The organism is Candidatus Methylacidiphilales bacterium (assembly GCA_028713655.1).
Classification (GTDB): Bacteria; Verrucomicrobiota; Verrucomicrobiia; order Methylacidiphilales; family JAAUTS01; genus JAQTNW01.
Window position 1 is genome coordinate 78,867 of the sequence record JAQTNW010000006.1, and the last position, 25,869, is coordinate 104,735.

A 25,869-nucleotide genomic window follows, 5' to 3' on the forward strand; every position below is an offset into this window, starting at 1 on the left:
GTGCTTCCTAACCCGGATGTTTCACACGCTTCAGAAAACCGCTTCAAAGTGTCCTGCTCCAAAGTATGGCGGGAACAGGGGTGCTGGAACATCCGGGTTACATAGCCTGCATATGCCCAGCTCGTGTCTTTCCGCTGTTACGTCCCGGCGCTAACAGGTTGACCATTGAAATGAGTATGAAATATGCAGGCTAAACCCAGTGCTTGTTTCTATGCGCTTCGTGTCTTGGCACCTTCGTGGTTAAAAACTCTTTGTCTTCCCCGCCATGTGGGCTTCCATGGCTTCGCGGGTGACCTTGTAGCGCGCGCCGCAGCGCGGGCAACTGATGCGCAACAGTTCCTCCCCGCCGAAAAGCCCCTGTTCCCCGTCCTTCATCACCGGCGCGAGCAGTTCCATGATGCGCCCCTGGTTGCAGCCGCAGTGCCAGCGATATCTTCGCGTTTCGAGCAGGCTCAGCTCTTCCTTGCGATCGAGGACCCGGATGTCGGCATCGGTCAGCGACTCCAGCCATTTCGAATCGCAATCGGGCTGGGAGCTGATCAGCACAAAGTCTTCCTCGCTGAATTCGAAATAGCGCCCGGCGCGCTGCTCGCTCTGCAGGTAATATTTTTCCACCGCGCGGAACACGCTGCGGCCCTCAAACTCGACGACGCTGCGGCGCAGGGGCTCCTGCCCGCGGATCACATCCGCAAAAAGCAGGTTGGAGCGGTTTTCCTTCACATGCTGCGTGAACAATTGTCCCGCCACGCCGCCGCTGCTGTTGTCGCCGCCTACGAAGAGATTGACCAGCGGTTCCTGGAAATTCAGGGTCCAGGCGACGGTCTCGTTGCGGGGCCTTGAAGCGCAATGAAGTGTGAGAGCGGCAAGCGCTTCCTTGAACAGGCGGTCATGCGAACCGGCGTATTGCATGCCGTTTTCCGCGAGGTGCAGATAGTAATCGACGTAGAGTTCGTCAAAAGCCGCGCGCGCCAGCAGGGCATTGCGTTTGCGCACAAAATAGGTGCGCAGCTCCAGGCCCGTTGTGTCCGATTGGGGCGCCGCTTCGTCTTCCATCTGAAAAAGCTAGAATCTCCCCGTGTCCGGTGCAAGACCTGCGGAAGTATTCTTCACATACGGCATCACATTCTAGGAATTCATATAACGACGTTCTGCTTTTCTGGAGCGCAGGGCATAGATGTAAAATATTTGAATTTTATTCGGGCTGCCGGGATTTGAACCCGGGGCCTCTTGAACCCCATTCAAGCGCACTACCAAGCTGTGCTACAGCCCGAGAAAGAGGAGATGATGCCTTTGCGGCACAGATTGGACAACTAAAAAACGGGGTCTGTTACTGCAAGCTACGTCAGCGGCTTTTTTCACCTGTAAAAAAACCCGGGTTGGGAACTTTCACTCAAAAGTCCCAACCCGGGCCGCACTACTCGGGAACGTGGCTATCGGGAAGCCACGAAAGTGTTTTCATCAAGATTTTGCGCCGCACGGCTGGCCACGGAGTCGGCAACGTTCGTGCCCATGTCCATACCGGCGAAAAACTGGCTCCATTCACTCGGAGAATCGCCCTGCAGCCAGACCGGCCTGAGCGCCAAGTTGTCCATGCCGTAATAGCGGCCATGGGAATCCTTGAAGACCACAAACATGTGGGCCCCACTGCGGGTGCGGGCACCGACATTGTAGCTCTCCCAGTCGAAGGTCACCTTGTAGGCCTCGATGCCTGCAGCATCCAGGCGATTGAAAAGTTCATCGGCAAAGCGCTGGCATTGGTCGGTGTGATGTTTGCCGGGAATATCCAAAGCTTTTGCGATTTTGATGGGATCGGCGTTAGTGGCGGCTTGAGCCATGGGTGCCAGAGAAAGGAAAGCAAGCAAGCCCAATGCCCCTGTTGCCAGAAGGGCGCCCCGATATTTGAATGTGCGGTTCAGAGTTTTCATAGTGATTTAGTACATTGCAGGGGCCGTGCCAGGTCTTGGCCGATCCTGTAACCCATTGATGCAAAGTGGCTTGTATATTTCAGGCTCGGAAAATCGGCAGAAAACGGGCCGAATTTCGGAAAGAGATTTTCAAAATAGAAAAAAGTTTTTCAACTTGTACCCGGTTTAACCCGCGCGAAGGTCGAAACCAGGGATTTTGGATGCCAGGAGCGGCAATTTTTCTCGCTGGACTCCCCGTAAGATTCCTATTTACTTTTGGGTTCTGGCGGCGGAATATTCGCCCAGCCCAAATGGCTTAAATGAAGATCGAGAAATAACGATTCAACATTCACTCCCGGTTGGTTTTTTTGCCGGTATCAAACACCACTTTCCCCCTTAATTTTTTGTAAAGTCAGAAGGACAGTTGTATCCCTGTGTCCCCATTCAGACCCAACCCCTTTCAAGTAATTTCGGCCACCCGGTGTGGCCGGAAGCTTGATGTGTTAACCTCAACAAAGTTGAAGAAATGAAGAGTATATTCGTCGGCAACCTGCCGTTTAAAGCAACTGAAGATGAAATTGAGCAACTGTTTGCCGCCCATGGCAAGGTTCTCTCCGTCAAACTTCTGACAGACCGTGAAACCGGGAAACCCCGCGGTTTTGGTTTTGTCGAGATGGAAGATGGGGAAGCCGCAACCGCGATTGCTGCCCTGGACGGCCAGGATTTTCAGGGACGCCCCCTGCGAATCAATGAAGCCCGCCCCCGGGAAGAAAATGCCCGCCCGCCCCGCAAGTTCTAATCCGCGCAGCTTGGCTGTGTGGGATAGTCTTTGCATCCGGGCGATTTGAGGACAAGGGAAACCTGCTTGAAATTTCCCCTCCTAGGATGGGAGGGCAGGCAGCATCGTGTGCAAAACCGCTTTAAAAACATCCGGGTTAGCCCGGATGTTTCACACGCTTCTGAAATCCCGGGCAAAGTGTCCTGCTCCAAAGTGTGGCAATAACCTGCATATGCCCAGCACATGTCCTTCCGCTGTTGGGTCCCGGTGCCAACAGGTTGACCATTGAAATGAGTATAAAATATGCAGGTTAGCGGAACACGATTTTCTGGATATTCAGGTTCAGTAATTTTCCCAGCCGGACAGCCAGGTCGCTCTTGCGCTGCAGGGAATAGCGTCTGGCGGAACTGAGTGTTTTGCAATAAGCGAGGCCTCTGGAGGCATCCACTTTCTCCAGAACGGTTTCCATGGCGGCTTCAGTGCCAACCAGCGAAGCCCAGGCCTGCTGTAAATGGTTGGGGCTTTGGCCCTGCGCTCTCCGGATCTTGTCCAATACCGAATTCAGCCAAAGGCTGCGGGTGGCATTGGCTGCAACCCGCACCGGGGGCGCTCCCAATTTCATGGCTCCCGCATAGAGTTCCTGTTCCCGGGCGGTCATGGCCCGGCCATGACCCTTTTCAAACTGGCGGTTGAGCCGCGCCAATTCCTCCGATTTGGCGGAAAGCCGACAATAAACCTCCCGTTCAATTTGAACCCGCAACAGATTGAAGCAATCCGCTGGGTCCAGCCTGGACTTTTCAAGCTTTTCAACCATCTCGAAGGCTATTTGCTGCCAGGTGAGAACATAGTCGGTCTTGAGCACTTTCAAGTAAGGCCGGTCCGGAGTGTCGCCCCCGATGGCAACGAAAAGCCCCTTCCCCGCCAGGGCCTCGCGCTTGGCTCGGCTTTTGAACTGGCGATGGAGATGGAGTTTGAAATAGGTCGCCCACTCGCGTTTCTTTTCGTTGTTCATGCGATCCCCGCCTGTTCCAACAAATCCTGGCAAACAACGCGCGCGTCGAGAAATTTTTCCGCAAAGGCGCGGGCTGCGCGGCGGTGCCCGGTGTAGTCCCGGTTGATCCGGGCCAGACCCTCAACGCAGTCTTCCATTGTCGTGAACGGCAGCAAGCCCATGCCGTGTGGCAGGTGATTGCCCCAGCCGGTGTCCTGCACTACGGCAGGGCGTCCAAGCGCGAGGTAGCAGGCCGTCCGGCAACTGAACCAGCCGGTGTGGCCCGCAACATAGCCGTGCTTGGCAATGCTCCATTCGCCGCGTGAATTTTTTAAAAAATCGCGGTAGGTGATATGGTCCGGAAGCGCCTGGTCGGGTTCGAGAATGGTCCAGCCGATGGATTCCAGTTCCGCGGTGGGCCGTTTCTTTCCGATTCCCTGACCCATTGCAATCACCAACTTCTGCGGGGTGCGGCGCGGCAACTCCCTGAAGCGGTTGAATTCCAAATCCTTCTGGCCGTATTCCTTCCCCTCCCAAAGCTTGGGTTTGTAACTGCACCAGTTCATGACGGTGGTGAAAGGTTCCACCGTGTCGTCCTCCGCATAGGGCCAGTATTCGAGCGCGACGGGCTGGAGCGTCTTTTTCCATTGAATTCCCGTTTCCGGCGCCAGACAGCCGGGGCCGTTCAGGTTGAGTCCGAAACTGAAATGGCTGTCATGCGCCTTCAGCCGCGCGGTGTAACTCGTCTTCTCCGGGTCCAGCAGCCCGATCTGGGTGAACATGGGGTCGCCGTCGAGGAACATTTGATGTTTGATGCCAACCTCATAGTCCTCGAACCAACTGGCGGTGGAAACATTGACCAGCAGGTCTCCGTGCTTCAACAGGTCGCGCGCCGCAGTTTCGCCCGCGCCGTAAAATTTTCCATCAGCAGCATTTCGGTAGATCCAACGGTCGCCCAAATCAAACCAGGCCATGATGCGGGCCAGCGCCTCGACCTGGTAACTGCAATCGTCCGTGATGGTTTCCTTGATGGGGTCATACGGCCAGACTCCGGTGTCTTCCAGGTAATACACCTCATGCCCGAGCGCCTGGAAGCCGAGGATGTATTGGACATAATCCCAGATCACGCCGCCGAATGGATACTGGCCGACCAGCCCGGTGACAACAATGCGCATACCCCGTTATAGGTGGCCGTCCGCAGCCCGCGATGCCAAAATTATTTTGGGCGGCCTGCAGAATCGATGTCCAGGCGATAGCCGACCCCATGTACGGTTTTTAAATGCCTGGGGTTGGCGGGGTCTGACTCGATTTTTTGGCGGATTTTGACAATCACCTGATCCAGCGTCCGAGTGCTGCCGTAATATTCCAGCCCCCAGACCTTGTTGAGGATTTCGTCGCGCGACACGACTTCGCCCGCGCGGGAATAAAGCAGTGCCAAGACCTTCAGTTCGCGCGGGGAAATCTCAATTTTGGATTTTCCGCAGGTGCCGCGCAGGCTGGAGGTTTGAATGGAAACCTGGCCGAACCGGATTTCCTTTGGGACTTCAGGGCTGTTGTTGTCGGAGGGAGATTCGGAACGGCGGAGCAGCGCGTGGATGCGCGCCAGAAGTTCGCGAATGCCAAAGGGCTTGGTTACATAATCGTCGGCGCCCAGTTCCAGCCCGACCACCTTGTCCACTTCCTGTCCCTTGGCCGTCAGCATCAGGATGGGGAAGGCGTATTTGGAAGCGCGGATTTCCCTGCAAAGATCAAACCCGCTTTTTCCCGGCAGCATGATATCGAGGATGACCAGGCCGGGCTGCGTTTGCTTCAGAAACGGCATCACCTCTCCGCCGTGCGAAATTTCCGAGACCTTGTATCCCTCGCCCGTCAACGCATCCGCCAGTCCGAGACGGATGTGCGGGTCATCTTCAACAATTAAAATATGGTTTTTCATGGAAGTAACGAAACCCCCTTTTCTTCCCCCTTATCAGGGGGATGGTTATGGGGAGAGGCGCTCTTTTCGTCTCTCACTCGGAATGGGTGACCTAATGCCATCTTTCCAGCATCCCCCTGATAAGGGGGAAGAAAAGGAGGTTTGTGCTTTGCCAGCTTCATACTAACGGATGTTCCTGACTTTTTTCTAGAGGCAGGGCAAACGTGAAAATGCTCCCGCCCCCGTTTCTTGCTTGGTAGGTGATGGTCCCGCCGTGGTCTTCCGCGATGCGTTTTGCCAGGGTCAATCCCAGACCCGATCCCTGGATGCCGCTGGAAAGCGAATCGTGGGCGCGGTAAAAGTGCTCGAAAATTTTCTGTTCTTCACCCTTGGGCACTCCAAGCCCCCGGTCCAGCACCGAAGCCTCCAGCCGCTCGTTGCTGATGCTGGTGTGGAGTTCGATTTCCTTCCGTTCCGGGGAATATTTCTCGGCATTGGAAAGCAGATTGACCAGCACCTGCGCCAGCGCGTCTTCGTCGCCATAAACCGGATAGGGTGGAGGGGCGGCGTGCCAGACCGTGTTAAACCCCAGATTTTGCAAATGCAGCTCATGGCTTTCCCAGACGCGTTGAATCACGGGATACAGATCCAGCGATTTGCGGCTGTAACGCTTTTGGTTCCTGTCCATCCGCGCAAAATCCAGAACGTTGTTGATCAAGCGGCTGAGGCGTTCGGCCTCCAGCGTGATGATCTGGAGGTAATGCGCGGTTTTCTCGCTGTCGAGAACCCGCCCCTGCTGCAGCAATTCGGCGAACATGCGGATGGAAGTCAGCGGTGTTTTGAGTTCGTGTGAAACGTTGGAAACGAAATCAGTCTTCTTTTGCGCAAGCGCGAGTTGGCGCCGTGTGTCCGCCCAAATGAGATAAGCGCCAAAGGCAATCGCGCCGAGCGAGAAAGCGGAGAGGGCCATCAGGCTGCGGCTGACAAGGGTTGCCGAGCGCGACAGGCGTTGCGCATCCACCGGGTAAATGGCCGCCTCCCAGTGAGGCAGCACTTCGCCGACTTCGGCGGCAACAAAGGGGCTTTTCCAACGGGTTTTGAAGCCCGGCACAGACTGCAGGATCGGGCGCGCATGATCGTCGAGGATGGCCAGGCAAAAGGCGGGTTGTTTGGAAGATTCCGGTTCGCCCATGCCTGTGCGGATCAGGTCCTTGAGGTCTTCGGGTTTAAGACGCGCGGCGAAAACCAGATCGGGATGAGAAGCGGGGCGCATCCAGAAAAAGATTTCCAGTTCGTCCTGAACATAGCGCGCGAGGATGCCTTGATAATCCTGCCGCACAATCTGGGCAAAACGGCTGGTGGCGACATTAAGCTGCGAAACCGGATTGCTCATCGGTTCAGCAGCTTTGAGTTTCTGGGGCATGACACTTCTTAGTCTGGAGTTGAAAACTGCCGATTGGTCGGCCTGTTTTAACATGGCATCAGCACCGTTCTGATTTGCGGCTAGAGATTGGTTTTTGTCATTCACTTCCAGTTTACCCGCAGCTTCCGACATGAGGCTGGCTGCGGCCTGGTTTTCTCTTCGTGATTTGCTTTCTTCTTCCGGCTTGTTGGCTGCGGTATCTGACTTAAAACTGGCTCCGCCCTGGGACTGGGCTGCTGTGGCCGTCGTGGAATCGGGTGGCGCCTGGGGCGCGGGAGCCAAGGCCGGTTGCTGGGCAGTGGCGGGCGATTCACCATTTTGTTCAGGTGTACTGGAGATGGAGTTCTTATTGAGGGCGCGTTGTAGATCCTGGGTGACTTTGGCGGCGGTTGTTTGAACCTTGTCGAGAGCAGCAAGAGAATCGGACGAGTATTGTTTCTTTCTGTCCTCCGCTTGATATCGACTGGAGGAATCAACTAATTCATTCGCGGCAAAATTCTGGGCTTGATAGACCTGCGCGGTGATTTCGTTGCCCAGAAACGCGCTGTTGTCGCGGAGGAACCGGGCGGATTCGGCGTCGCGTTGTTTGGACTGCATTGAGGAAGGGGAGAGAATGGCACCGCCGGTTGTCACCGCAAAACCGAGCGCCGGACGCTTCCAGTTCTTGCGGAGTTCCTCGGTAAAATCCCGGGCCAGAACATCCGCAGATGTTCCTCCCTGTTGCATTGTGCCTTTCGCGGATTCGGCCAGCATGCGATTCGTCAGATCGACAAAGCTTTGCTGTTCCCGTGAAATGGCGAGAGTGATTTGCTGGGCAACCAGATCCACTTCCTTCTGGCGCAACTCGGTTTCCTGCTGTTCCAGGAGGATGCGTTGTTGTCCTGCCGTGCGGACGGCCAGGACACCCAAAACCAGCGCCGGAAGAAAGATCGCGAGCAGGAAAATGGCGGCTGTTTTTTTCACGGTTGTGTCCCGGGAGATGGCGACCCATGCGACGCGCCTCGTGACGCGTTATCACGAGAACCCAAACCTTTCAAAAAGGCTGTTTTGAGCGGGAATGAACGGAAGCGAAGACCACTGATTTTAACCATGTAGATCATGAAGTTCATGGGGAGCACATTTTAGACAGGATTTACAGGATTATCAGGATGAGGAATACGAAACTCTATTTTCTGCGATTTTATCCTGTACATCCTGTCATCCTGTCTAAAAACCTTCATGCTCTCAATACGCTTCATGGTAAAAATAATTTTCTTATAACATTCCGGGGCCGGACTGTTTCCGGCCCCGGAGGGAATGATTACGGCTTCTGGTTTTTTTGGCGATAGTTTTCAAACTGAAATGATTTACGGTCTGTGCTGTCAAAAGTGCCGTTCTGCTCCAGTTTGTCCGCAGCTCCTGTGAGCGAGGAAGTTGCCGCGCTAAGTTCGGGACTTTGTGCTGGAGCAGGAAGGGACTTGTTCACGGCCGCCTGGTTTCGGAGCAGGTCTGACGCGTCCTTGGCTTTTCCCGCATCCGCCAGTGCCAGCGCCTGCTCGCGGGTTTCAGCATTCCGGCTTAGGGCCGCTTCCTTCAGAACCTCGGCGTTCAGACTTTTGTCCGAGGCTTCGCGCTTGTCGGTTAGTTGAACCGACGCCTTCTGCCGAACATTCTGTACTTCCTTGAAGTCGGGGTCCTGGAAGTTGATTTGTACATCAGCCAGTTGTTGGGTGTCGCGGGACGGCTTGTCGAGGCGGCAGCGGATGAGAAAACTGCGTTGCTGCGCGCTGTAGAGCTCTGAGAGCGGAATTTCAGCCCGGCGATTCTCGAAACTGATTTCCGGATGGCCAATGATCGAGATGGGAGTCACGCCGTCGGGCAGTTCGATGATGATCCGGATGTTGCGCGCCACGATGTTTTTGATGCAGCCGAGTTCCTCGGCAAAAATACCCGGCAGCTTTTCGCTGTCCTGCACATAATAATAATTGGCGTGGCTGGCTTCCGCCAGGGCGACCATCAGATTTTCATTATAATCATCGCCCAGTCCAATCGTGGTGACCTGGATGCCGTCTTCGTGGAGGGAGCGGCCCAACTCCGCCAGGCTGGCGGGAGAACTGGGTCCGACGTTGGCCAAGCCGTCCGACATCAGAATGACGCGGTTGACTTGATCGTCGGAAAGGAATTTCCTCAACTGGCTCGCTCCGGCTTGGACGCCGGCATAGAGGGCCGTGCTGCCGCCGGGACTGATTCTCCGGACGATCCGTTTGAGTGCTTCCGGATTTCTGACTTTTTGCGGGGGAATGAGCACCTCCACGCTGTCGTCAAAGATGACAAGCGAAAAGATGTCGTCGGCTGAAAGCTGGCTGATCGCGACACAGGCCGCCTGCCGGGCTTTTTCGATCTTGGCGCCTTCCATGGAACCGGAATGGTCGAGGACGAGCGCGAGGTTGATGGGCATGCGGCGTTCCGTTCGAGAGGAGCGGGCGTGGAGATCCACTTTCAAGACCACTTCGCCGCCCGGTTCCTTGAAAACCAGATTGCGGTCCGGAATGAGTTTGAGGGTTACGGATTCGGAGGGTTTCCCCTGAGCACAGGAAGCCAGGCTGAGGGCCGACAGGAGGAGCAAACACAAGGCTGTTTTCATGGGGCCAGTGTGGCGGAAAGCGGGGGCCGGGTTGTCAGAGGAAAATGAAAGTATTGTAAAAAAATTGTAAAAAAGCGATGGGAACAAAAACCGTTTTAACCACGGATAAACACGGATGGAAACCATTTGAACCACGAACTTCACGAAAAGCACGAAAGGAGGACAACACTATTTTATCCGCTGATAAACGCAGATATTGGGAGGCTTCAAACTAACCATCCCCCTGACAAGGGGGAAGAAAAGGGGGTTTGTTGGCCGCGAAGATTTGGAAGATAACAGGCTTGAAACTTACAAAATCTGCCGCCAGAAATGAAGACTATTTTGCGCTACTTCATAGGAACACTTTTTATTATTCCGGGAGCATGGCTTTTAATTTTCGATCTCGAGCATTTATGGAAGCTTTATTCTCCGTTTTATACCGAGTTATATTCGTTCGGCGTCAACCTTCAGTATGGTAAATTGAGGATAGGGGATCCGTGGTCAGACATATATCTCCTCTTATGCGGAGTTTTACTGGTGTGTGCCGGCTGTGCCATTATCAAAAATTGGAAGAAGAAAATTCATTTGGCTGTCGCAGCTGCCTGCGTTACTGCCTTTTTTGTTTTCGGATTCCTCTCGTAAATCAGAAATGGCTTAGAGAACAGAAGCGTAGAGACTTAAAATGAAACATTCAAAGTTCCATGTTTTTGCCCTAGGCGCTTTAATCTTGTTGGCGGCCATGGTTTTGTTCCGGGCTTCTGTTCTCGGTCCTAATGAAATCGTTGGCAACTACATATCACCAGATTGCGATGATAAAAGGGGTCCATTTAAAATGTGGTTTTCACTAGATGAAGATGGAACCGGAGAGTTTTGGCTTGAGGCAACAATGCAGCTTTGGGTGAGTGGATCCACCGAGATACGTTGGAAGATAACAGATTGGAATAAAATTTTGATTGCTTATCCGGGCGGGGTGACGGCCAAATATATCTACAGCGGTGATTTTCTGGAAGCCGTGCAACCTCTGCAACGTGTCAATGGTTATCCCTGTAAAGTGCTTACTAGAATATCGCCGTACAGCATAACATCGCCGCGCAGGCGCTGGGTCATTCACCCTCGCATTCTGGAAAAGGAGGTAGGGCTTGCTGCCAGGGATGCCAAGTCCCTGAAGGCGCCAATTAAAGCCAAGCTTATCGAAAAACTTTTGGATAATACCATACTGGAGGAAGTTCCCTACAAAGATATTACGGTTTCCCAATGTTTTGAGCATCTGCATGAAATGGCGTGCAAAAAGGACCCAGCTTTCAAAAATATTTTGTTCCGGGTCTATGATGAAACGTGTTTCCCCGATTTCCCTGTAAAAAATGGGGTTTTACTGTCCCAAACGAAAGTAAATCAGGATCTATATAAAAATCTGAAAAATATTTCGCTGTCTTCTGTTCTTGGTTATCTGGGCAATATAGAAATAGACACACATGTTACAATTGAGGACGGTGTGGTTGGAATTATGCCTTCGAATGCATCGCTAAAGTCTTTCCAGAAAACTGCCGTTCCTGATGTCCCTCTGTCAATTTTTGCCAATAGGACACGACGCATAAGCGCTGAAACGTCTTTGTTGGATGTTTCGGAATATTTTGTGATTCGCGGCGTCAAATTTTGGTATTCATCAAGCGCCGTGTATGATCCCAAAACTTCCACGCTCACGCTGCATATGTCCGAGGATAATATGAACCTTGCGCTTATTTTGCTGAATGATGATTTGGCTGAAAAATGATCGCGGAATGCGTCTCATCTGGGTAAATCAGCGTTTATCTGCTCCTTCGCGTCTCTGCGCGAGGCCCTGTGTTAGGGCGCCCTTTCAGGGCTTGGATTATATTCTCACATTGTGATTCCTGGGGTTTCACCCCAGGCTGGTATGGGGATACGCGCCTTCAGCGCTCAGGGAATCCGAACATCCGCCGTTCCATTCAAGCTTTAAGCCTCTACCCTTCCATCTGCGTTTATCCGTGTGCATCCGTGGTTCAATTCAAGCTTTAAGCCTTCGTCTTTAGTTTTGCGCATTTCGTGTGTTTTGCGGGCAAAACAACCCCCTTTCTTCCCCCTTGTCAGGGGGATGGATGCAGCTTGTCCCAACCACCAAAAATGCCTTTTATTTTTCTCCGTGTCTTTGCTCACCACGGCGAGTCCGTCCTTTGGCGGACGTGCGCCGCAGGCGCATTGCGCCTTGGCGTTAAAGTCTCTGTTCTCTTGGGGTTAAAATGGGTTTGATTCCACGGCAACTTGCTTCAATCTCATCGGCTAAGCCGTACGTTTTCAGAGGCGCCTTTTATCATGTCCGACACCTTAACCCCCATGATGCAGCAGTATCGCCGGATCAAAGGCGAGATCCCCGCGGACGCCCTGCTGCTCTTCCGGCTGGGCGATTTTTACGAGATGTTTTTCGAGGACGCAAAGACGGCGGCCGGAATCCTGAACCTGACGCTGACCAAGCGGAACGGAACGCCGATGTGCGGCGTTCCATATCATGCCGCTGAGAATTATATCGGGAAATTGATCCAGACCGGCAGGCGCGTGGCGGTTTGCGACCAGATTTCAGAGCCGCGCCCCGGCCAGATTGTGGAGCGGCGGGTAACTCAAATCCTGACGCCTGGCAGCGTGTTCAACCTGGACCTGACCCAACCCAAGGAAAACCGCTTCCTCGCCGCCGTGCTGCCCGGCAAGGACGCGTTTGGCTTTGCCTTCCTGGATATGACCACGGGCGAATTTCGCGCGACGGAAATGGGCTCCCTGCGTGAATGGCAGGACGAGATGCTGCGCCTCCAGCCGAAAGAGCTGATCTATCCCTCGGAACAGCCTGCGCCTGAATTGCCGTCGGAATCCGGACTCGCTCTTGTGGGTTGTGAGGACTGGACTTTCGAACCCGGCACCGCCGAACTGGAGCTCAAGGAACATTTCAAAGTGCATTCGCTGGACGGCTTTGGCTGCCAGCATCTGCCGTCCGGAATCGGGGCTGCAGGCGCGCTGTTGCATTATGTGACCAAAGACCTGCGAGCCAACGCGGCGCATGTCTTGAAAATCCTGCCCTATTCCGGTTCGGATTATCTGGTCGTGGACGCGATCACGCAGCGGAACCTGGAACTGGTTGCCGGCATATCCAATGCCGCGAAGGATACGAGCCTGCTCAAAGCGCTGGACCAGACGGTGACCGCAATGGGCGGACGGGAATTGCGGCGCTGGCTGCTCCAGCCTTTGCGCGAAAAAGCCCGGATCGAAGCCCGCCAAAAAGTGGTCGAGCAATGGCTGGATGACGTGGGGCGGCTGGAGGAATTCCGGCAGTTGTTGCAGGAAGTGCGCGACCTGGAGCGTTTGATCGGGCGGTTGGCGCAGGGCTCCGGCAATGCCCGCGATTTGCTGGGCTTGCGTTTGTCGCTGGAAGCCCTGCCCAAGGTGGCGCGGCAAAGTGCCGGGCTCGAAGCGGCGCTTGCGATGGAACTGGCCTCAAAGATCGAGCCGTTGCCGGAACTGATCGATCTGATTGGACGCGCCATTGTCGATGAACCTCCGCTGGCGCTAAAAGACGGCGGTCTGATCCGCGACGGCTTTCACGCCGAGGTTGATGAGTTGAAGGCGGCGATGCGCGATGGCAAGAGCTGGATCGCGGAACTCCAGGCGCGCGAGCAGGAACGAACCGGGATCAAATCGCTCAAGATCCGCTTCAACTCGGTTTTTGGATACTACATCGAGATCACCAAAACGAATCTGGACCAGGTGCCTGCCGATTACATGCGCAAGCAGACACTGGTGAATGCGGAACGTTACATCACGCCCGAACTGAAGGAAATGGAATCCAAAATCCTGGGCGCCGAGGAACGGGTGCGTCAGCTTGAGTATGAGATTTTCCAGCAGGTGCGCGAAAAAGTGTCAGCCCACACGGCCTCGATCCAGGACACGGCGCGGGCCATCGCGCAACTGGATGTGCTGGCGGGTTTTGCGGTTGTGTCGAGACTTTTCAATTATTCACGCCCCGTTATCACCACGAACGGAAGGCTGGAGATCATCGAAGGCCGCCATCCGGTCCTTGAGCAGCTCAACAAAGGGGAGCGCTTTGTGCCGAACGACACCCTGTTAAGCGATGAGGACTGCCGGCTCGTCATCCTGACCGGGCCTAACATGGCGGGCAAAAGCACCTATATCCGGCAGGTGGCGTTGATTGCGCTGATGGCGCATGTCGGCTCCTATGTGCCCGCGCAAAGCGCGACGGTGCCCGTGCTGGACCGCGTGTTCACGCGGGTTGGCGCCAGTGATGATTTGTCGCGCGGACAGAGCACGTTCATGGTGGAGATGAACGAGACCTCCAATATTTTGAACAATGCGACGCAGCAAAGCCTGGTCATCCTGGATGAGATCGGGCGCGGCACCAGCACCTTTGACGGACTGAGCATCGCGTGGGCGGTTGCGGAGCATTTGCACAACACGGTGAAGGCGAAGACCCTGTTCGCCACGCATTACCATGAGTTGACCGAACTGGCGGTGTTTCTCAACGGGGTGAAGAATTACAATGTCGCGGTACGGGAATGGCACGAGCAGATCATCTTTTTAAGAAAGATTGTCCCGGGCGGAACCGACAAAAGTTACGGCATTCAAGTGGCGCGTCTGGCGGGCCTGCCGAAGGAAGTGGTGGACCGGGCCAAGGAAATCCTGCGCAACCTGGAAGAGCATGAGCTCGATGCCACGGGCAAGCCGCATCTGGCGGCGCATCGTCCGCCCGGGGAAAAGAAACCCAAGAAGAGCCGCCTGGAAGATCCGGACCTGCCGCAGTTCGATTTGTTCAAGCACAAGCAGTAGTCTTTGTGGAAAGGCGAAAAGAACACATTTTAACGCAAAGGCGCAGTTGCGCCTGCGGCGCACGTCCGCCAAAGGACGGATTCGTCCGGTGTGCGAACAATGCGCGTGCCTTCCGGGATCAAGGTAAAGCAAGTCGTTGTCAATATGGGGAAATGCGTTCAATATGGCTTATGAGTGAAACATCTCCTGCAAACATTGGTCCGAGCAGCGCAAGATGAGGATATTCCCTTTCTCGTGGTCGGCGGTAATGCTGTGATTCTGCTCGGTGTTCCGCGATTCACGCGCGACATCGACCTGCTCATCACCGATGTGCACCGCGATGCCTGGCAGCGTTTGATGGAGAAACATGGCTATCGACTGTTTCATCGTGTCGATGCCTTTGACCAATATGAGCCGCTCATAAGGGAGGGAGGGGCAACTCCGGGGGTTGATTTTATGCTCGTGGAAGATGCAGTTTGGCGGAAGCTCGAAGAGTCCTCCCGTTCGGTGGAGCTTGTTCCGGGACTTTTGGTTCCGGTTCCCGATCCGCTTCATTTGATCGCCATGAAGCTTCAGGCCGCCCGCGCACCGCATCGGAAGCGGGACGCGCAGGACTATTCGGATGTCGCGGCACTTTTGAAGATTTTTAGGATGGAGTTGAGCCAGCCTCTGATTCGTGATACTGTTCTGAAATATGGGGGCGAACAATCGCTGGCCCGTTTGCAAAGCATGTTATGAATCCGCCGCGCACACGCGTTCAAGAGGTTCCCAATTTGGTGTTTCCCGAATTGGAAGCACCGCTCAGGAGCCATTCGGATTCGATCTCATGGCTGCAATGGATGGAGGAGATGGAAGATGTTCTCAATTTCCACCTGACGCACCATGATTCTCCAGAAAGCAGGATGGAAACCAAGATTCATGAACGTTTTAGGCTGTAAAAGGATGTTCTCCTACGGCCTAAAGATGGACCTCCTAATGAACAGATGAGGCAAGATGTTGAGCCAGAAAGACGCAACCGCGTGGCGGTAGTCGAAAGTCGGAATTAAGAATTCAGGAAAACCCAACACGCTCAATACGAATACGTGGCGCCGATGGTGGAGGTCCAATCCTGATCGTAGTTTTCGCTCAGCACCACGTAGTCGAAGGCGGTGCTGATCTGCCATTTGTCGGAGGGATTGTAGTTGAATTTGACGCCGGCGGTGCCCCAGTGATGTTCGTTGTGCTCGCCCGATGAAACATTGTTGACAACGTTCGTGTGCAGAATCTGGTTGAACTTGAACATGCCCGTGACGTCAAACTTGTCGTTGATGTAATAGGTGCCTTTGTTGATCCAGCTCAGCATGCCCGGGCTTTGATTGAAGTCCGAGGTTGCGGTTCCGTTCGCATTGTTGGTCAGGTTGTCCTCGTCGTAAATATAGGAGGCGGTGGAGGAAAAGCCCCATTCCTTCCAACTGTGGGCCACACCGATGTAAACGGAGGGAGCCAGCGTGAAGATGTCGCGGTCGTTCCGGAAGGTCAGGGATTTGGAGGTTTCATTCGCAATGCCTGTCGTGAATGTGGCGCCGACGTTCAGCCAGTCAAAAAAGTTTTTGCCGGCGTAGAGCGTGAAGAGATGGGTGTTGGTGAACAGATGGGTCGATGTTTCGCTGATCGTGCCCCACTCGTCCCCTTGATTGTACATGATGCCGAACACAATGTCCGCAACGGTTTGAAAATCCATGCCCAGGCGAAATACGAAACGGTCGGAAGCAATGCCGTTGACGCGGGTGTCGTTGGAACCGCCGCCTTCCAGCTCCGCGAAAAAAGCGGGGTGACGGAACCATTCAGACGAAGTGGCGGCCGGTTTGACCACGGACTTACTGGTGTCAACGGAGTCCACACCCAGGCCGTTTGGAGAGCCATTCGAGAAACTGACCTGCTGCTGGCTGCCGTCCTCACCGGCCTCGACTGGCAGATAGTTGGGGTTGAAAGGCGTGAAATTGGAATTGTTGTCGGTGTTGGCAGGCTGCGGGGGGCGGGCACGGGCATCGGCAGGCCGATTTCCGATGGCCAAAAACGCCAGGACACAAAGGGTGGTCAGTAGTTTATAATTCATAAAATTAACCCGGATTTTGCCATAGCCGACAGCTGGAATGAGGCTACCGGGAGCACGCCCGAGGCAACAAGTACAATTTCTCGGAGCGTGGACAGCCTTGAGAAACAATGCTAAGGTTCGCTTATCCGCACGATGTCTGCTCCAACCAACCGTCTGATCCGGGAAAAATCGCCCTACCTGCTCCAGCATGCCCGCAATCCCGTGGACTGGTATCCGTGGGGCGAGGCAGCCTTTTCCACAGCGCGCTCGGAAAACAAGCCCATCTTTCTTTCGGTGGGCTATTCCACCTGCCATTGGTGCCATGTGATGGAACGGGAATCGTTCGAGAACGAGGCGGTTGCGGAGCTGATGAACCGGCATTTTGTGAATATCAAGGTGGACCGGGAGGAGCGGCCCGATGTGGATCGTGTCTATATGGCGTTTGTGCAGGCCACAACCGGACAGGGCGGCTGGCCGATGAGTGTCTGGCTGACGCCGGATCTGAAGCCGTTTGCCGGGGGAACATATTTTCCGCCGGAAGACAACTATGGAAGGAGCGGGTTCAAGGCGGTTTTGAAAGGCATTGCGCAGGCTTGGGAACAGAAACAGGATTCCATATTGGAACAGAGTCGGCGCGTGGCCGAGTACCTCAGCCAAGCCGGGGAAACATCGGCGATTGCGGAAACAGACTTGAAGGAAAATTGGATTGCAGACGGCGCGCGGAGCCTTCTTTCGTCGTTCGACTCCAGGCATGGCGGTTTTGGAGGCGCCCCCAAATTTCCACGGCCGGTGCTGCTGAACTTTTTGTTTCGCGCAGGGATGCGTCTGGGCTTGCATCACGAAGAGGGACGCCGGGCGGTGGAAGCAGCGCTGTTCACCCTGCGCCAGATGGCGGGCGGCGGCATGCGCGACCATGTGGGCGGGGGGTTTCACAGGTACTCGGTGGATGCGTTCTGGCATGTGCCGCATTTTGAAAAGATGTTGTACGACCAGGCGCAACTGGCGCTTTCGTATCTGGACGGTTTTCAAATCACCCGGGATTCCAAGCTTGCCGATGTGGCGCGCGGGATATTGGGCTATGTGGCCCGGGATTTGCGCAATCCAAACGGCGGTTTTTATTCGGCTGAAGATGCCGACAGTTTGCCCGAACCGGGCGCCCGGGAAAAATGCGAGGGCGCATTTTATGTCTGGACGGCGGGGGAATTGAAGGAGGCGTTGGGTGGGGAATTATTTGAGCTTTTTGCAGCGGCCTATGGCGTGGAGGAAGCGGGCAACTGCGCGCCCGCCAGTGATCCGCACGGGGAGTTGCGCGGAAAAAATGTGTTGATCCGCCGAAAGGACGATGCGGCATTGGCGTCGGGCAGCGGCCTTTCCGTCGAACAGGTTTCGGAAAAGCTCAAGGGAGCGCTGAAGATTTTATTTGAGCGCCGCGCGCGGCGGCCCCGTCCTCATTTGGATGACAAGGTGATCACGGCCTGGAACGGGCTGATGATCAGCGCGTATGCGCGGGCGGCGGCGCTGGGTGAAAGCGAATGGCTGGAGCATGCGCGGCAAGCGGCTGCCTTTTTGCGGGAAAACCTGACAGTGTCGAAACAACCCGTCGAACTTCTGCGCAGTTGGCGCGAGGGAGCGGGTGATATCCGGGGTTTTGCGGACGATTATGCTTTTCTGATCCAGGGTTTGCTCGATCTGTATGAAGCGGGCGGCGGCATCGAATGGTTGCAGTGGGCGGAGCAATTGCAATTACGCCAGGACGAATTGTTTTGGGACCCGGCGGCGGGCTGCTACGACAGCTCCCGCAAAGGCGATCCCCATCTGATTGCGCGGATGAAGGAAGATCACGATGGCGCGGAGCCCGCGGCCAATTCCATCAGCATCCCAAATCTGCTGAGATTGGAAGCGATGACGGGGCGCCGGGATTTTCGGGATCGCGCAGGCCGAATTTTGAGCGTTTACGGAGAACGGATGGCGTCCGCGCCTGCTGCGTTGCCGCAGATGCTGTCGGGATTGGATTTGTATTTGTCGAAGCCGGTCCAGGTTGTGTTGGCGGGCAGTGCCGCTCAGGTCCGGGTTTTTGCCGGTGTCTTACGGGAAAAGTTCCGTCCGGCGCTTGTACTTTTGTATGCGGACGGCGGGGACGGCCAGGCATGGCTCGCGGAAAAGCTGCCGCATTTGCGCGGGATCCAGGCGGGCGCGGAAGGACGGCCGGCGGCGCATGTCTGCCGCGATTACGCCTGCCAACTCCCGGTTTATGATGTAAAAGATTTGTTAGATTTATTGAAAGATGCGGGCTAGAACCGGATTCAAGATCATGGAAAAGAATTATCGTGTCCTCATACTTTCCGCTAGTGCTGGGACAGGCCATCTCAGGGCCGCCGAAGCCCTGGAAATAGCCTGCCGCCGCCATCCCGAAATCGGCGAGGTGCGGAATGTGGACGCCCTGACTTACACCAACAAGCTGTTCCGGGACTTTTATTCGAAGTTCTATATCAGCCTGGTCCGCAACGCCCCCACCTTTCTCGGCTGGTGGTATGAGACCAGTGACGAACCATGGAAGACGGACCGCATGCGCTTCATGCTCGACCGCATGAATACCGGGCCGGTGATCCGGATGATCAAGAAGTTCAAGCCGGACATGACGATTTGCACCCATTTTCTCCCGGCGGAAATCATGTCGCACCTGATCAGCCGCGGAGCCGTTGAGGCCCGGCTTTCAATCGTGGTGACGGACCTGGATTTTCACGCCATGTGGCTTTCGCGGCTGTTCCACCATTATTTTGTGGCCCTGGACGAAACGAAGGCCCATTTGACCATGTTAGGGCTTCCGGAAGACCGCATCACGGTTTCGGGGATCCCGGTCGATCCGGTGTTTGCCGAGCAAAAGGACAAAACCGAAATGCGCCTCAAGCACGGCCTCGATGCCGCGCGGCCCGTGCTGCTTTTGAGCGCGGGAGCCTACGGCGTCGGCCCGGCTGCGGCGGTTGTCAAGGTGCTGACGCTGTTGAAGGCGCCCGCGCAGATCGTTGTGATCTGCGGCAAAAACGAGGAATTGCGCCAGCAGGTGCAGTCCATGTCGCCCCAGATCCCCCCGCATCTCGCGCTGAAAGTGCTCGGCTTTACCCATGAGATGGATGAGTGGATGGCTGCGGCCGATTTATACATCGGCAAGCCCGGAGGATTGACAACGGCGGAAACGCTCTGCAAATCCCTGCCGATGGTTATTTTCTCGCCGATCCCCGGGCAGGAGGAGCGCAACAGCGACCACTTGCTCGAGAAGGGGGCCGCCATCAAATGCAACGATATCGTGACGATGGCGTATAAGATCGACCGCTTGCTGGCCTCGCCGGAACGGCTGGAAGCCATGCGACGGGCCTCCCGGATGATGTCGCGACCCGACGCGGCGGAACGGGTCGTGGAAACACTGGTGGATCAATTCCACCGCGAACCGCACCAAATGGTGATGCCGGACAAGTCCTGATTTTATCCGGGATTGAACCTATGCCACGCGCTGATTTTCTTTGGGGTGTTTCCACGTCCGCCTATCAACATGAAGGCGGCTTTAATGCGCCCGGTTGTCCCTTGAACAACTGGTATGAATGGGAGCGTTCCGGACGGGTGCAGGCTTCGGGCCGCGCGGTGGATTTTTGGAACCGCCATGCGGATGATTTCAAGCTCGCCCGCGGGCTGGGCTTGAATGCCTTTCGATTGGGAATCAGTTGGAGTCGTGTGCAGCCGGCGCAGGATCCGGCGCAAAAAACCGCCCCTCCCTTTGACCGCGCGGCTTTGGACGCCTATGGACGGATGCTGGCCGAGGCGCGGGAAGCCGGTTTGGAACCGCTGGTGACGCTGCATCATTTTACACATCCGCATTGGCTCGGGACGGATGTCTGGCTGGAGCCGGGAACCATCGACCTCTATCTGGATTATGTCCGTGAAACGGTGACAAGCGTGAACCAGTCGCTTGTAGCGCGCGGCCTGCCCGCGGTGCGCTGGTGGATCACGCTGAATGAGCCCAACATGCTGATGGGCTGCAGCCATCTGCTGGGCACGTTCCCTTCGAACAAACGCCACAGCATGTCATCCGCGGTGGCTGCATTTCAAAACCTCCTGATCGCGCATGTGAAAGCCTATCGCTTGATTCACCGGCTGTATGAGGAATCGCCCGGCTGGGGCAAGCCCATGGTTTCGTTCAACAACTACAGCAGCGACTTGTACTGGTTGGATCATGTGGCGGTGGATGCGCTCGCCGCGCCATCCTTCGGGGTCTCGCGCAGGGATTTGCGCGACTGGCTGTATGAACAATCCCAGGATTTCCAGGAGGAAATGTGGCATGCGGACATCCCGTTCCGGCAAACGCCGCCGTACTGGCTGGGGCAGGCGCTGAAGGGCCTGCAGCAATTGATCGGGCCCTGGCAAATCAAAAAATATAATGCAGTCGCGCTGACCTCCCTTTTGTATGAGCGCCCCGCCGAAAGGCCGTTTGATTTCATTGCGCTGGATTATTACGACCCCTTCATCGGCCATGCGTTCCGCTTCCCGCGCTGGGAGGAATTTTTCATGCCTAACAAAAACCTGCGTTCCTGGCTGCTGAACACCATGACCTCGAAATGGTGGGATTGGGCCGTCATACCGCAGGGGCTCCGCTTTTTCGTCCGGCATTATGGGCGGCGCCATCCCACGGCCCCGATTATCCTCGCGGAAAACGGCATTGCGCAGCTTCGCAACCGCTTTCAGGACAAGCCCTGGCGGTACGATGGAATGAAGCGAAGCGATTTTTTGAAAATGCACCTGGACGAGGTCCGCCGGCTTTGTGATGAAGGATGGAACCTGCACGGGTATTTTCACTGGTCGCTAACCGACAATTACGAATGGGGCACGTACGATGCGCGCTTCGGATTGTATGAGGTGGATTTTGCCGACCCCGCGCTGGAACGCCATGAGCTGAATTCCCTCGGCGACCGCCCGGCGCGGACCTTTGGGCAGTTGATCGGTTGAGCATAAAAATCCTGCTCTTACTCTTACTCCTGCTCTTACTCTATCTCAAACTCCTAAAAACTAACACACGGTCTCGCGCGAAACAAATGCCTGGATCTGAAAGCCGCGCGCCGCACTCGGCCCCTCCAATCGCGTCTTGCCTGAATCTAAAATCCATACATGCTGGTGGCATGCGCTTGGCGCTTCTGTTCGATGAGGAAATGAATAAAACAATGCCATGTCCAGTCAGTGGTGGATCGATAGGGATCCGGGCTCTGATGATCGCTCCTACTCCAACTAAGTATCGATGTCCACAATGCAAAAAAAGGCTACAGCTTCAAGGAAGTAAATGGTCTTTAAAAGCGATCGGACTTCTTTACGGAGCCATCGTGACAGCACCGATTTCGTTCGTCGCACTTGGTATTGCTTATAATTATTTTGGGGTTGGGGCGGCTTTTGTTTTTGCCATTATTGCTTTTATTCTTTCATTAGCAGCCTGTGAAGTGCCCATATCGATTTACATTTTGAATTGTAGAAAACTAGAAAAAATCGAACCAGCCGGTCATCACGAACCTTCGATGAAATAAAATTGTCAATCCACATCCAATTGGGGCACTTTGATTATGAAGGTGAGAGATGTCCTTGGGAGACTGCATGATGAGGGCTGGGTCATGGCTCGGCAGAAGGGGAGTCATCAACAGTTTGTCCACCCACAAAAACCGGGCAGGAGAGTCACGGTGGCAGGTCACCCAAAATTGGACGTGCCTAAAGGCACTTTAAACAGTATATTCAAACAAGCTGGATGGAAATAAGGAGAAATTATGCGCTACGCGATTTTAATTGAAAAATCCGAGACCGGATATGGTGCTTATGTTCCCGATCTTCCCGGATGCGTCGCTGTGGGAGAAACCATTGCAGAAACTGAAAAACTGATTAAGGAGGCAGTCGAGTTTCATCTTGAAGGCCTCAGGGAAGACGGAATTGATATTCCATCACCATCCTCGGTTGCTGAATACGTTGAAGTATAAAACACCGAACCAGGTCGTTGACCGAACTCTCTAAGGCTCTCCAGTCACAACAACGTTTGCATACGAGATATGTTAGGTGAATCAGGTCTATTCTTTGATTGGTGTCTTGCTGCTACGGCAGGATGGCGATTCCTCTTTTCTCCTTCATACCGTCATAAGATCATTCAGGGGTGGCAGACAGAGCGATGGTATTATGTCACTTGGGATATTGTCTGCGGCCTTGCAGGCATTGCATTTTCCGTTATTATCGTATTTGCATTGGTTTACATCATTCGAGACTAAGTACACCATGAATAAATACCGAACCATGCCGTTCAGGTTCTTAATCAATGATAAAATGCGGGCTCTTATCACCGCCTCTTATCCTGTCCAAAAATATTTTAAGTTTTAAGCGGAAGTCGGTCCGCTTTCAGCTCTCAGCCGTCAGCTTTCGGCTTCTGAATTCAACATTCCGCATTCGTCATCCAAATGGTTTTCTCAGTGTCCTCTGTGGCCTTGCCGTTTGCGGTATTGAATTTTCGCTCCGGATATCCAAAATCCGCCAATGACTCAAACCCGTTATTCCCGGCGTGAGGCTTTCCAACTGGCGGGGGTCGGCGCGCTCGGCGCGATGGCGCTGCCCCCGCTCGCCGGTTGCTCGGCGCTATCCCGCATCGGACTGCCGCGCAATATCATCTTCATGGTTTCGGATGGAATGAGCGCGGGAGTGCCCGGCCTGGCCCAGGCGTTGTCCAGGCAGTTGCGCCAAAAAAATACCCACTGGCACGGCTTGTTGCAAAACCAGGCGGTGGCCTTGGGCCAGTTCGACATGGCGTCGCTCAGCTCGATGGTCACCGATTCCGCCGCGGCCATCACATCCTGGTGCAGCGGCTCGCGTGTGGACAACATCAGCATCAACATGCTGCCGGATGGAACGGAGTTGCTGCCCATCGGACGGATCGCCAGACAAACTGGTCGCAAGGTGGGCATGGTGACGACCACACGGATCACCCATGCGACCCCCGCCGGCTTTCTGGCGCGGGTACGCCACCGGGACCAGGAGGAAATCATCGCGCGCCAGTACCTGGGCGAAGGAGACGTGCTCCTGGGTGGCGGGCGTTATTATTTCACGCCTGAAGGAAGAGACGATAGCGACGATCTCGAGGCGCGGTACCGTGAAAAGGGATACCGCGTTTTAAATAAGCGTTCCGAGTTGTCAGGCATATCAGGTTCCGGACCGGTCCTGGGCACATTTGGTTTCGACCACCTGCCGTACACGATTGATTGCAACCGGGAGAGCAGGCTGCGCGAGCAGACGCCTTCCCTGCCGGAGATGGCCCGGGCCGCATTGCGCCTGTTGTCCGACAAGCCGTTTCTCCTGCAAATCGAAGGCGGGCGGGTGGACCATGCCGCCCATTCAAATGACGCGGGGGCGATTGTCTGGGAGCAATTGATGTTCGACGACGCCATCGGCGAGGTGTTGGAATTTTGCCGGGATCGGAACGATACGCTTGTGATCATCACGACCGACCATGGGAACAGCAACCCCGGCTTGAACGGAATGGGGAACGAGTACGGCGAAAGCAATGCATGCTTTGCGCGCCTGGCAGACTGCAAGGAATCATTTGCAAGCATGCGCGAAGGCCTGGCTTCGGCCATTCGCCGCAAGCTGCCGATGAACGCGCGGGCTGTGGCGGACCGTATTGCAAACGGGACGGGAATCCAATTGCGCGATGAAGAAGGGCAGGCCCTGCTGGATGTGTTGCAGGGCAAACCGGTGATTGCCTTTAACAGCCAGCATGCGGGATTCGAGGGGTTATTGGGCGACATGCTGTCGAACCATTTAGGCATCGGTTGGACGGGGACGACGCATACGGCGGACTGGGTCACCGTGATGGCCCTGGGGCCGGGGAGTGAGCTGTTTCGCGGGTTGTTGCGCAACACGGACGCGTTCCCGCGCCTGGTTCATCTGCTGGGCGCCGAGCATGTTAATCCCAAAGACCCGCATGATATTATTTGAAAAGCCATAAAATAGTATTTCACACGAAGGCACGAAGAAGACTTTTAAGCCACGGATAGGCGAAGATAGAAAATGTGTTGGTTTTAAGAGTTAGCCCGGATGGAAGCACGCCCATGTTCTGCACAGCTCTTGGGGATGTACACTTTACAGGTTTTTTCAGAAGCAGATGTAACGTCCGGGTTAAACAAAAGTATTGCCTCTTTGCGCCGGGTATGAATCCTTATCCGCTTTATGAAAATTGCTGTCTTGAGCGGTGACGGGATCGGGCCGGAAGTGATGTCGGTCGCCCTGGAGGTCCTGAAAACGGTTTCCCAAAAATTCGGGTTTACCTACGACTATAAGGAGGCGCTGGTCGGAGGCGCGGCCATCGACGCCACCGGGCGCGCCTTGCCGGACGAGACCGTACAGCTTTGCCGGGAAAGCGACGCCATTTTGTTCGGATCCGTCGGCGGGCCGAAGTGGGAGTCGCTGCCTCCCAATGAACAGCCGGAACGCGCCGCGTTGCTGCCCTTGCGCAAAATCTTCGGCCTCTATGCCAACCTGCGACCTGCCGTTTGTTACCCGGAACTGATCTCGGCCTCGCCGATCAAATCGGAGATCATTCCCAACGGCTTCGACATGCTGGTCATGCGCGAGCTGACCGGGGGCATTTATTTCGGCCAACCCAAGAAAACGGAAAAGACCGAGCGCGGCGAGCGGGCCATCGACACCCTGGTGTATGAAACACCGGAAATCGAGCGGATCACGCATGCGGCTTTCAAGGCGGCCCGGAACCGGCGCAAGCATGTGACGTTGATCGATAAGGCGAACGTTCTGGAAAGCAGCCTGCTCTGGCGGAAAATTTTCAAACAAATTGCGGCGCAGTATTCCGACGTAAAAACAGCGCTCATGTATGTCGATAATGCGGCGATGCAGGTCTTGAAAAATCCGGCGCAATTCGACGTCATGCTCTGCGAAAACATGTTCGGAGATATTTTGAGCGATGAAGTCGCCGCGGCGACAGGATCACTGGGCCTGCTGCCAAGCGCCTCGCTGGCGGAAGGGAGCTTCGGGCTCTACGAACCGAGCGGCGGCTCGGCGCCGGACATTGCCAGCAAGGGTGTGGCGAATCCGATTGCGCAGATTTTAAGTGTGGCCTTAATGTTGGAATACAGCTTTGAAAAACTCGAAGCAGCCAGGGCCATCCGCGACGCCGTCCAACGCGTCATTCGCAAGGGCATCCGCACCGCCGATATTTACACCGAAGGCTGCCGCAAAGTGGGCTCTGCCGAAATGGGCCGGGCCATTCTCTCGGAATTGAATCCCCTCTAAAAAGAGGGGCAGAAAGGTCGCTGCGGCGAGCGCTCCGGGGGGTGTGGCC

Annotated in this window: 19 protein-coding genes and 1 tRNA gene; 11 read left to right on the forward strand and 9 right to left on the reverse strand. The window is 55.1% G+C overall.

The annotated features are described in order from the left end of the window. Positions 1-240: 240 nt before the first annotated feature. The 3 genes from PHD76_03450 to PHD76_03460 form a co-directional block, all read right to left on the reverse strand. Complete coding sequence (locus PHD76_03450) at positions 241-1,053, reverse strand: Hsp33 family molecular chaperone HslO (GenBank protein ID MDD5260884.1); 813 nt, start codon at positions 1,051-1,053, stop codon at positions 241-243. A gap of 143 nt (positions 1,054-1,196) precedes the next feature. Continuing rightward, positions 1,197-1,270: transfer RNA gene (locus PHD76_03455), tRNA-Pro, on the reverse strand. A gap of 160 nt (positions 1,271-1,430) precedes the next feature. Next, complete coding sequence (locus tag PHD76_03460) at positions 1,431-1,925, reverse strand: hypothetical protein (protein MDD5260885.1); 495 nt, start codon at positions 1,923-1,925, stop codon at positions 1,431-1,433. Between the two features lie 505 nt (positions 1,926-2,430). Here PHD76_03460 and PHD76_03465 point away from each other — a divergent pair. Then, positions 2,431-2,703 carry an RNA-binding protein gene (locus tag PHD76_03465; protein ID MDD5260886.1) on the forward strand — a complete coding sequence of 91 codons (273 nt, stop codon included), beginning with the start codon at positions 2,431-2,433 and terminating at the stop codon, positions 2,701-2,703. A gap of 289 nt (positions 2,704-2,992) precedes the next feature. On the opposite strand, the gene PHD76_03470 is transcribed toward PHD76_03465, so the two are convergent. From PHD76_03470 to PHD76_03490, 5 genes are all read right to left on the reverse strand, one after another. Then, the gene (locus tag PHD76_03470; protein MDD5260887.1) at positions 2,993-3,694 is read right to left on the reverse strand and encodes a hypothetical protein; all 702 of its coding nucleotides are present in this window, start codon (positions 3,692-3,694) and stop codon (positions 2,993-2,995) included. Continuing rightward, a complete protein-coding gene (locus PHD76_03475; protein MDD5260888.1) occupies positions 3,691-4,848 on the reverse strand; it encodes a hypothetical protein in 1,158 nt (385 codons plus the stop codon). The genes PHD76_03470 and PHD76_03475 overlap by 4 nt, the downstream gene beginning before the upstream one ends. Before the next feature lie 41 nt (positions 4,849-4,889). Next, positions 4,890-5,609, reverse strand: coding sequence for a response regulator transcription factor (locus tag PHD76_03480; GenBank protein ID MDD5260889.1), 720 nt, complete (start codon positions 5,607-5,609; stop codon positions 4,890-4,892). A 157-nt stretch (positions 5,610-5,766) separates the two neighbouring features. After that, entirely contained in the window at positions 5,767-7,974 is a 2,208-nt protein-coding gene (locus PHD76_03485) for a HAMP domain-containing sensor histidine kinase (GenBank protein ID MDD5260890.1), read from the reverse strand. 337 nt (positions 7,975-8,311) lie between these two features. Continuing rightward, a complete protein-coding gene (locus PHD76_03490) occupies positions 8,312-9,634 on the reverse strand; it encodes a VWA domain-containing protein (protein MDD5260891.1) in 1,323 nt (440 codons plus the stop codon). 661 nt (positions 9,635-10,295) lie between these two features. On the opposite strand from PHD76_03490, the gene PHD76_03495 reads away from it, so the two are divergent. The 3 genes from PHD76_03495 (at position 10,296) to PHD76_03505 (ending at position 15,172) form a co-directional block, all read left to right on the forward strand. Next, a complete protein-coding gene (locus PHD76_03495; GenBank protein ID MDD5260892.1) occupies positions 10,296-11,384 on the forward strand; it encodes a hypothetical protein in 1,089 nt (362 codons plus the stop codon). Between the two features lie 557 nt (positions 11,385-11,941). Continuing rightward, positions 11,942-14,455, forward strand: a complete 2,514-nt coding sequence (mutS, locus tag PHD76_03500) for a DNA mismatch repair protein MutS (protein MDD5260893.1) — start codon at positions 11,942-11,944, stop codon at positions 14,453-14,455. A gap of 174 nt (positions 14,456-14,629) precedes the next feature. Continuing rightward, positions 14,630-15,172: a nucleotidyl transferase AbiEii/AbiGii toxin family protein gene (locus PHD76_03505; GenBank protein ID MDD5260894.1), complete on the forward strand. Its 543-nt coding sequence runs from the start codon at positions 14,630-14,632 to the stop codon at positions 15,170-15,172. 331 nt (positions 15,173-15,503) lie between these two features. Here the strand turns inward: PHD76_03505 and PHD76_03510 are convergent, their stop codons facing one another. After that, positions 15,504-16,529, reverse strand: a complete 1,026-nt coding sequence (locus PHD76_03510) for a hypothetical protein (GenBank protein ID MDD5260895.1) — start codon at positions 16,527-16,529, stop codon at positions 15,504-15,506. Between the two features lie 132 nt (positions 16,530-16,661). On the opposite strand from PHD76_03510, the gene PHD76_03515 reads away from it, so the two are divergent. The 7 genes from PHD76_03515 to leuB all read left to right on the forward strand — a co-directional run bounded on the left by PHD76_03515 (position 16,662) and on the right by leuB (position 25,820). Further along, positions 16,662-18,803: a thioredoxin domain-containing protein gene (locus PHD76_03515; GenBank protein ID MDD5260896.1), complete on the forward strand. Its 2,142-nt coding sequence runs from the start codon at positions 16,662-16,664 to the stop codon at positions 18,801-18,803. A gap of 16 nt (positions 18,804-18,819) precedes the next feature. After that, the gene (locus PHD76_03520; protein MDD5260897.1) at positions 18,820-19,986 is read left to right on the forward strand and encodes a glycosyltransferase; all 1,167 of its coding nucleotides are present in this window, start codon (positions 18,820-18,822) and stop codon (positions 19,984-19,986) included. A 20-nt stretch (positions 19,987-20,006) separates the two neighbouring features. After that, positions 20,007-21,503 carry a family 1 glycosylhydrolase gene (locus PHD76_03525; GenBank protein MDD5260898.1) on the forward strand — a complete coding sequence of 499 codons (1,497 nt, stop codon included), beginning with the start codon at positions 20,007-20,009 and terminating at the stop codon, positions 21,501-21,503. A 170-nt stretch (positions 21,504-21,673) separates the two neighbouring features. After that, a complete protein-coding gene (locus PHD76_03530; GenBank protein ID MDD5260899.1) occupies positions 21,674-22,069 on the forward strand; it encodes a hypothetical protein in 396 nt (131 codons plus the stop codon). A 234-nt stretch (positions 22,070-22,303) separates the two neighbouring features. After that, positions 22,304-22,510, forward strand: a complete 207-nt coding sequence (locus tag PHD76_03535; protein MDD5260900.1) for a type II toxin-antitoxin system HicB family antitoxin — start codon at positions 22,304-22,306, stop codon at positions 22,508-22,510. 544 nt (positions 22,511-23,054) lie between these two features. Continuing rightward, on the forward strand, positions 23,055-24,509 hold the full coding sequence (locus tag PHD76_03540; protein MDD5260901.1) for an alkaline phosphatase: 1,455 nt from the start codon (positions 23,055-23,057) through the stop codon (positions 24,507-24,509). Between the two features lie 231 nt (positions 24,510-24,740). Continuing rightward, a complete protein-coding gene (leuB, locus tag PHD76_03545) occupies positions 24,741-25,820 on the forward strand; it encodes a 3-isopropylmalate dehydrogenase (GenBank protein ID MDD5260902.1) in 1,080 nt (359 codons plus the stop codon). Positions 25,821-25,869: the final 49 nt, after the last annotated feature.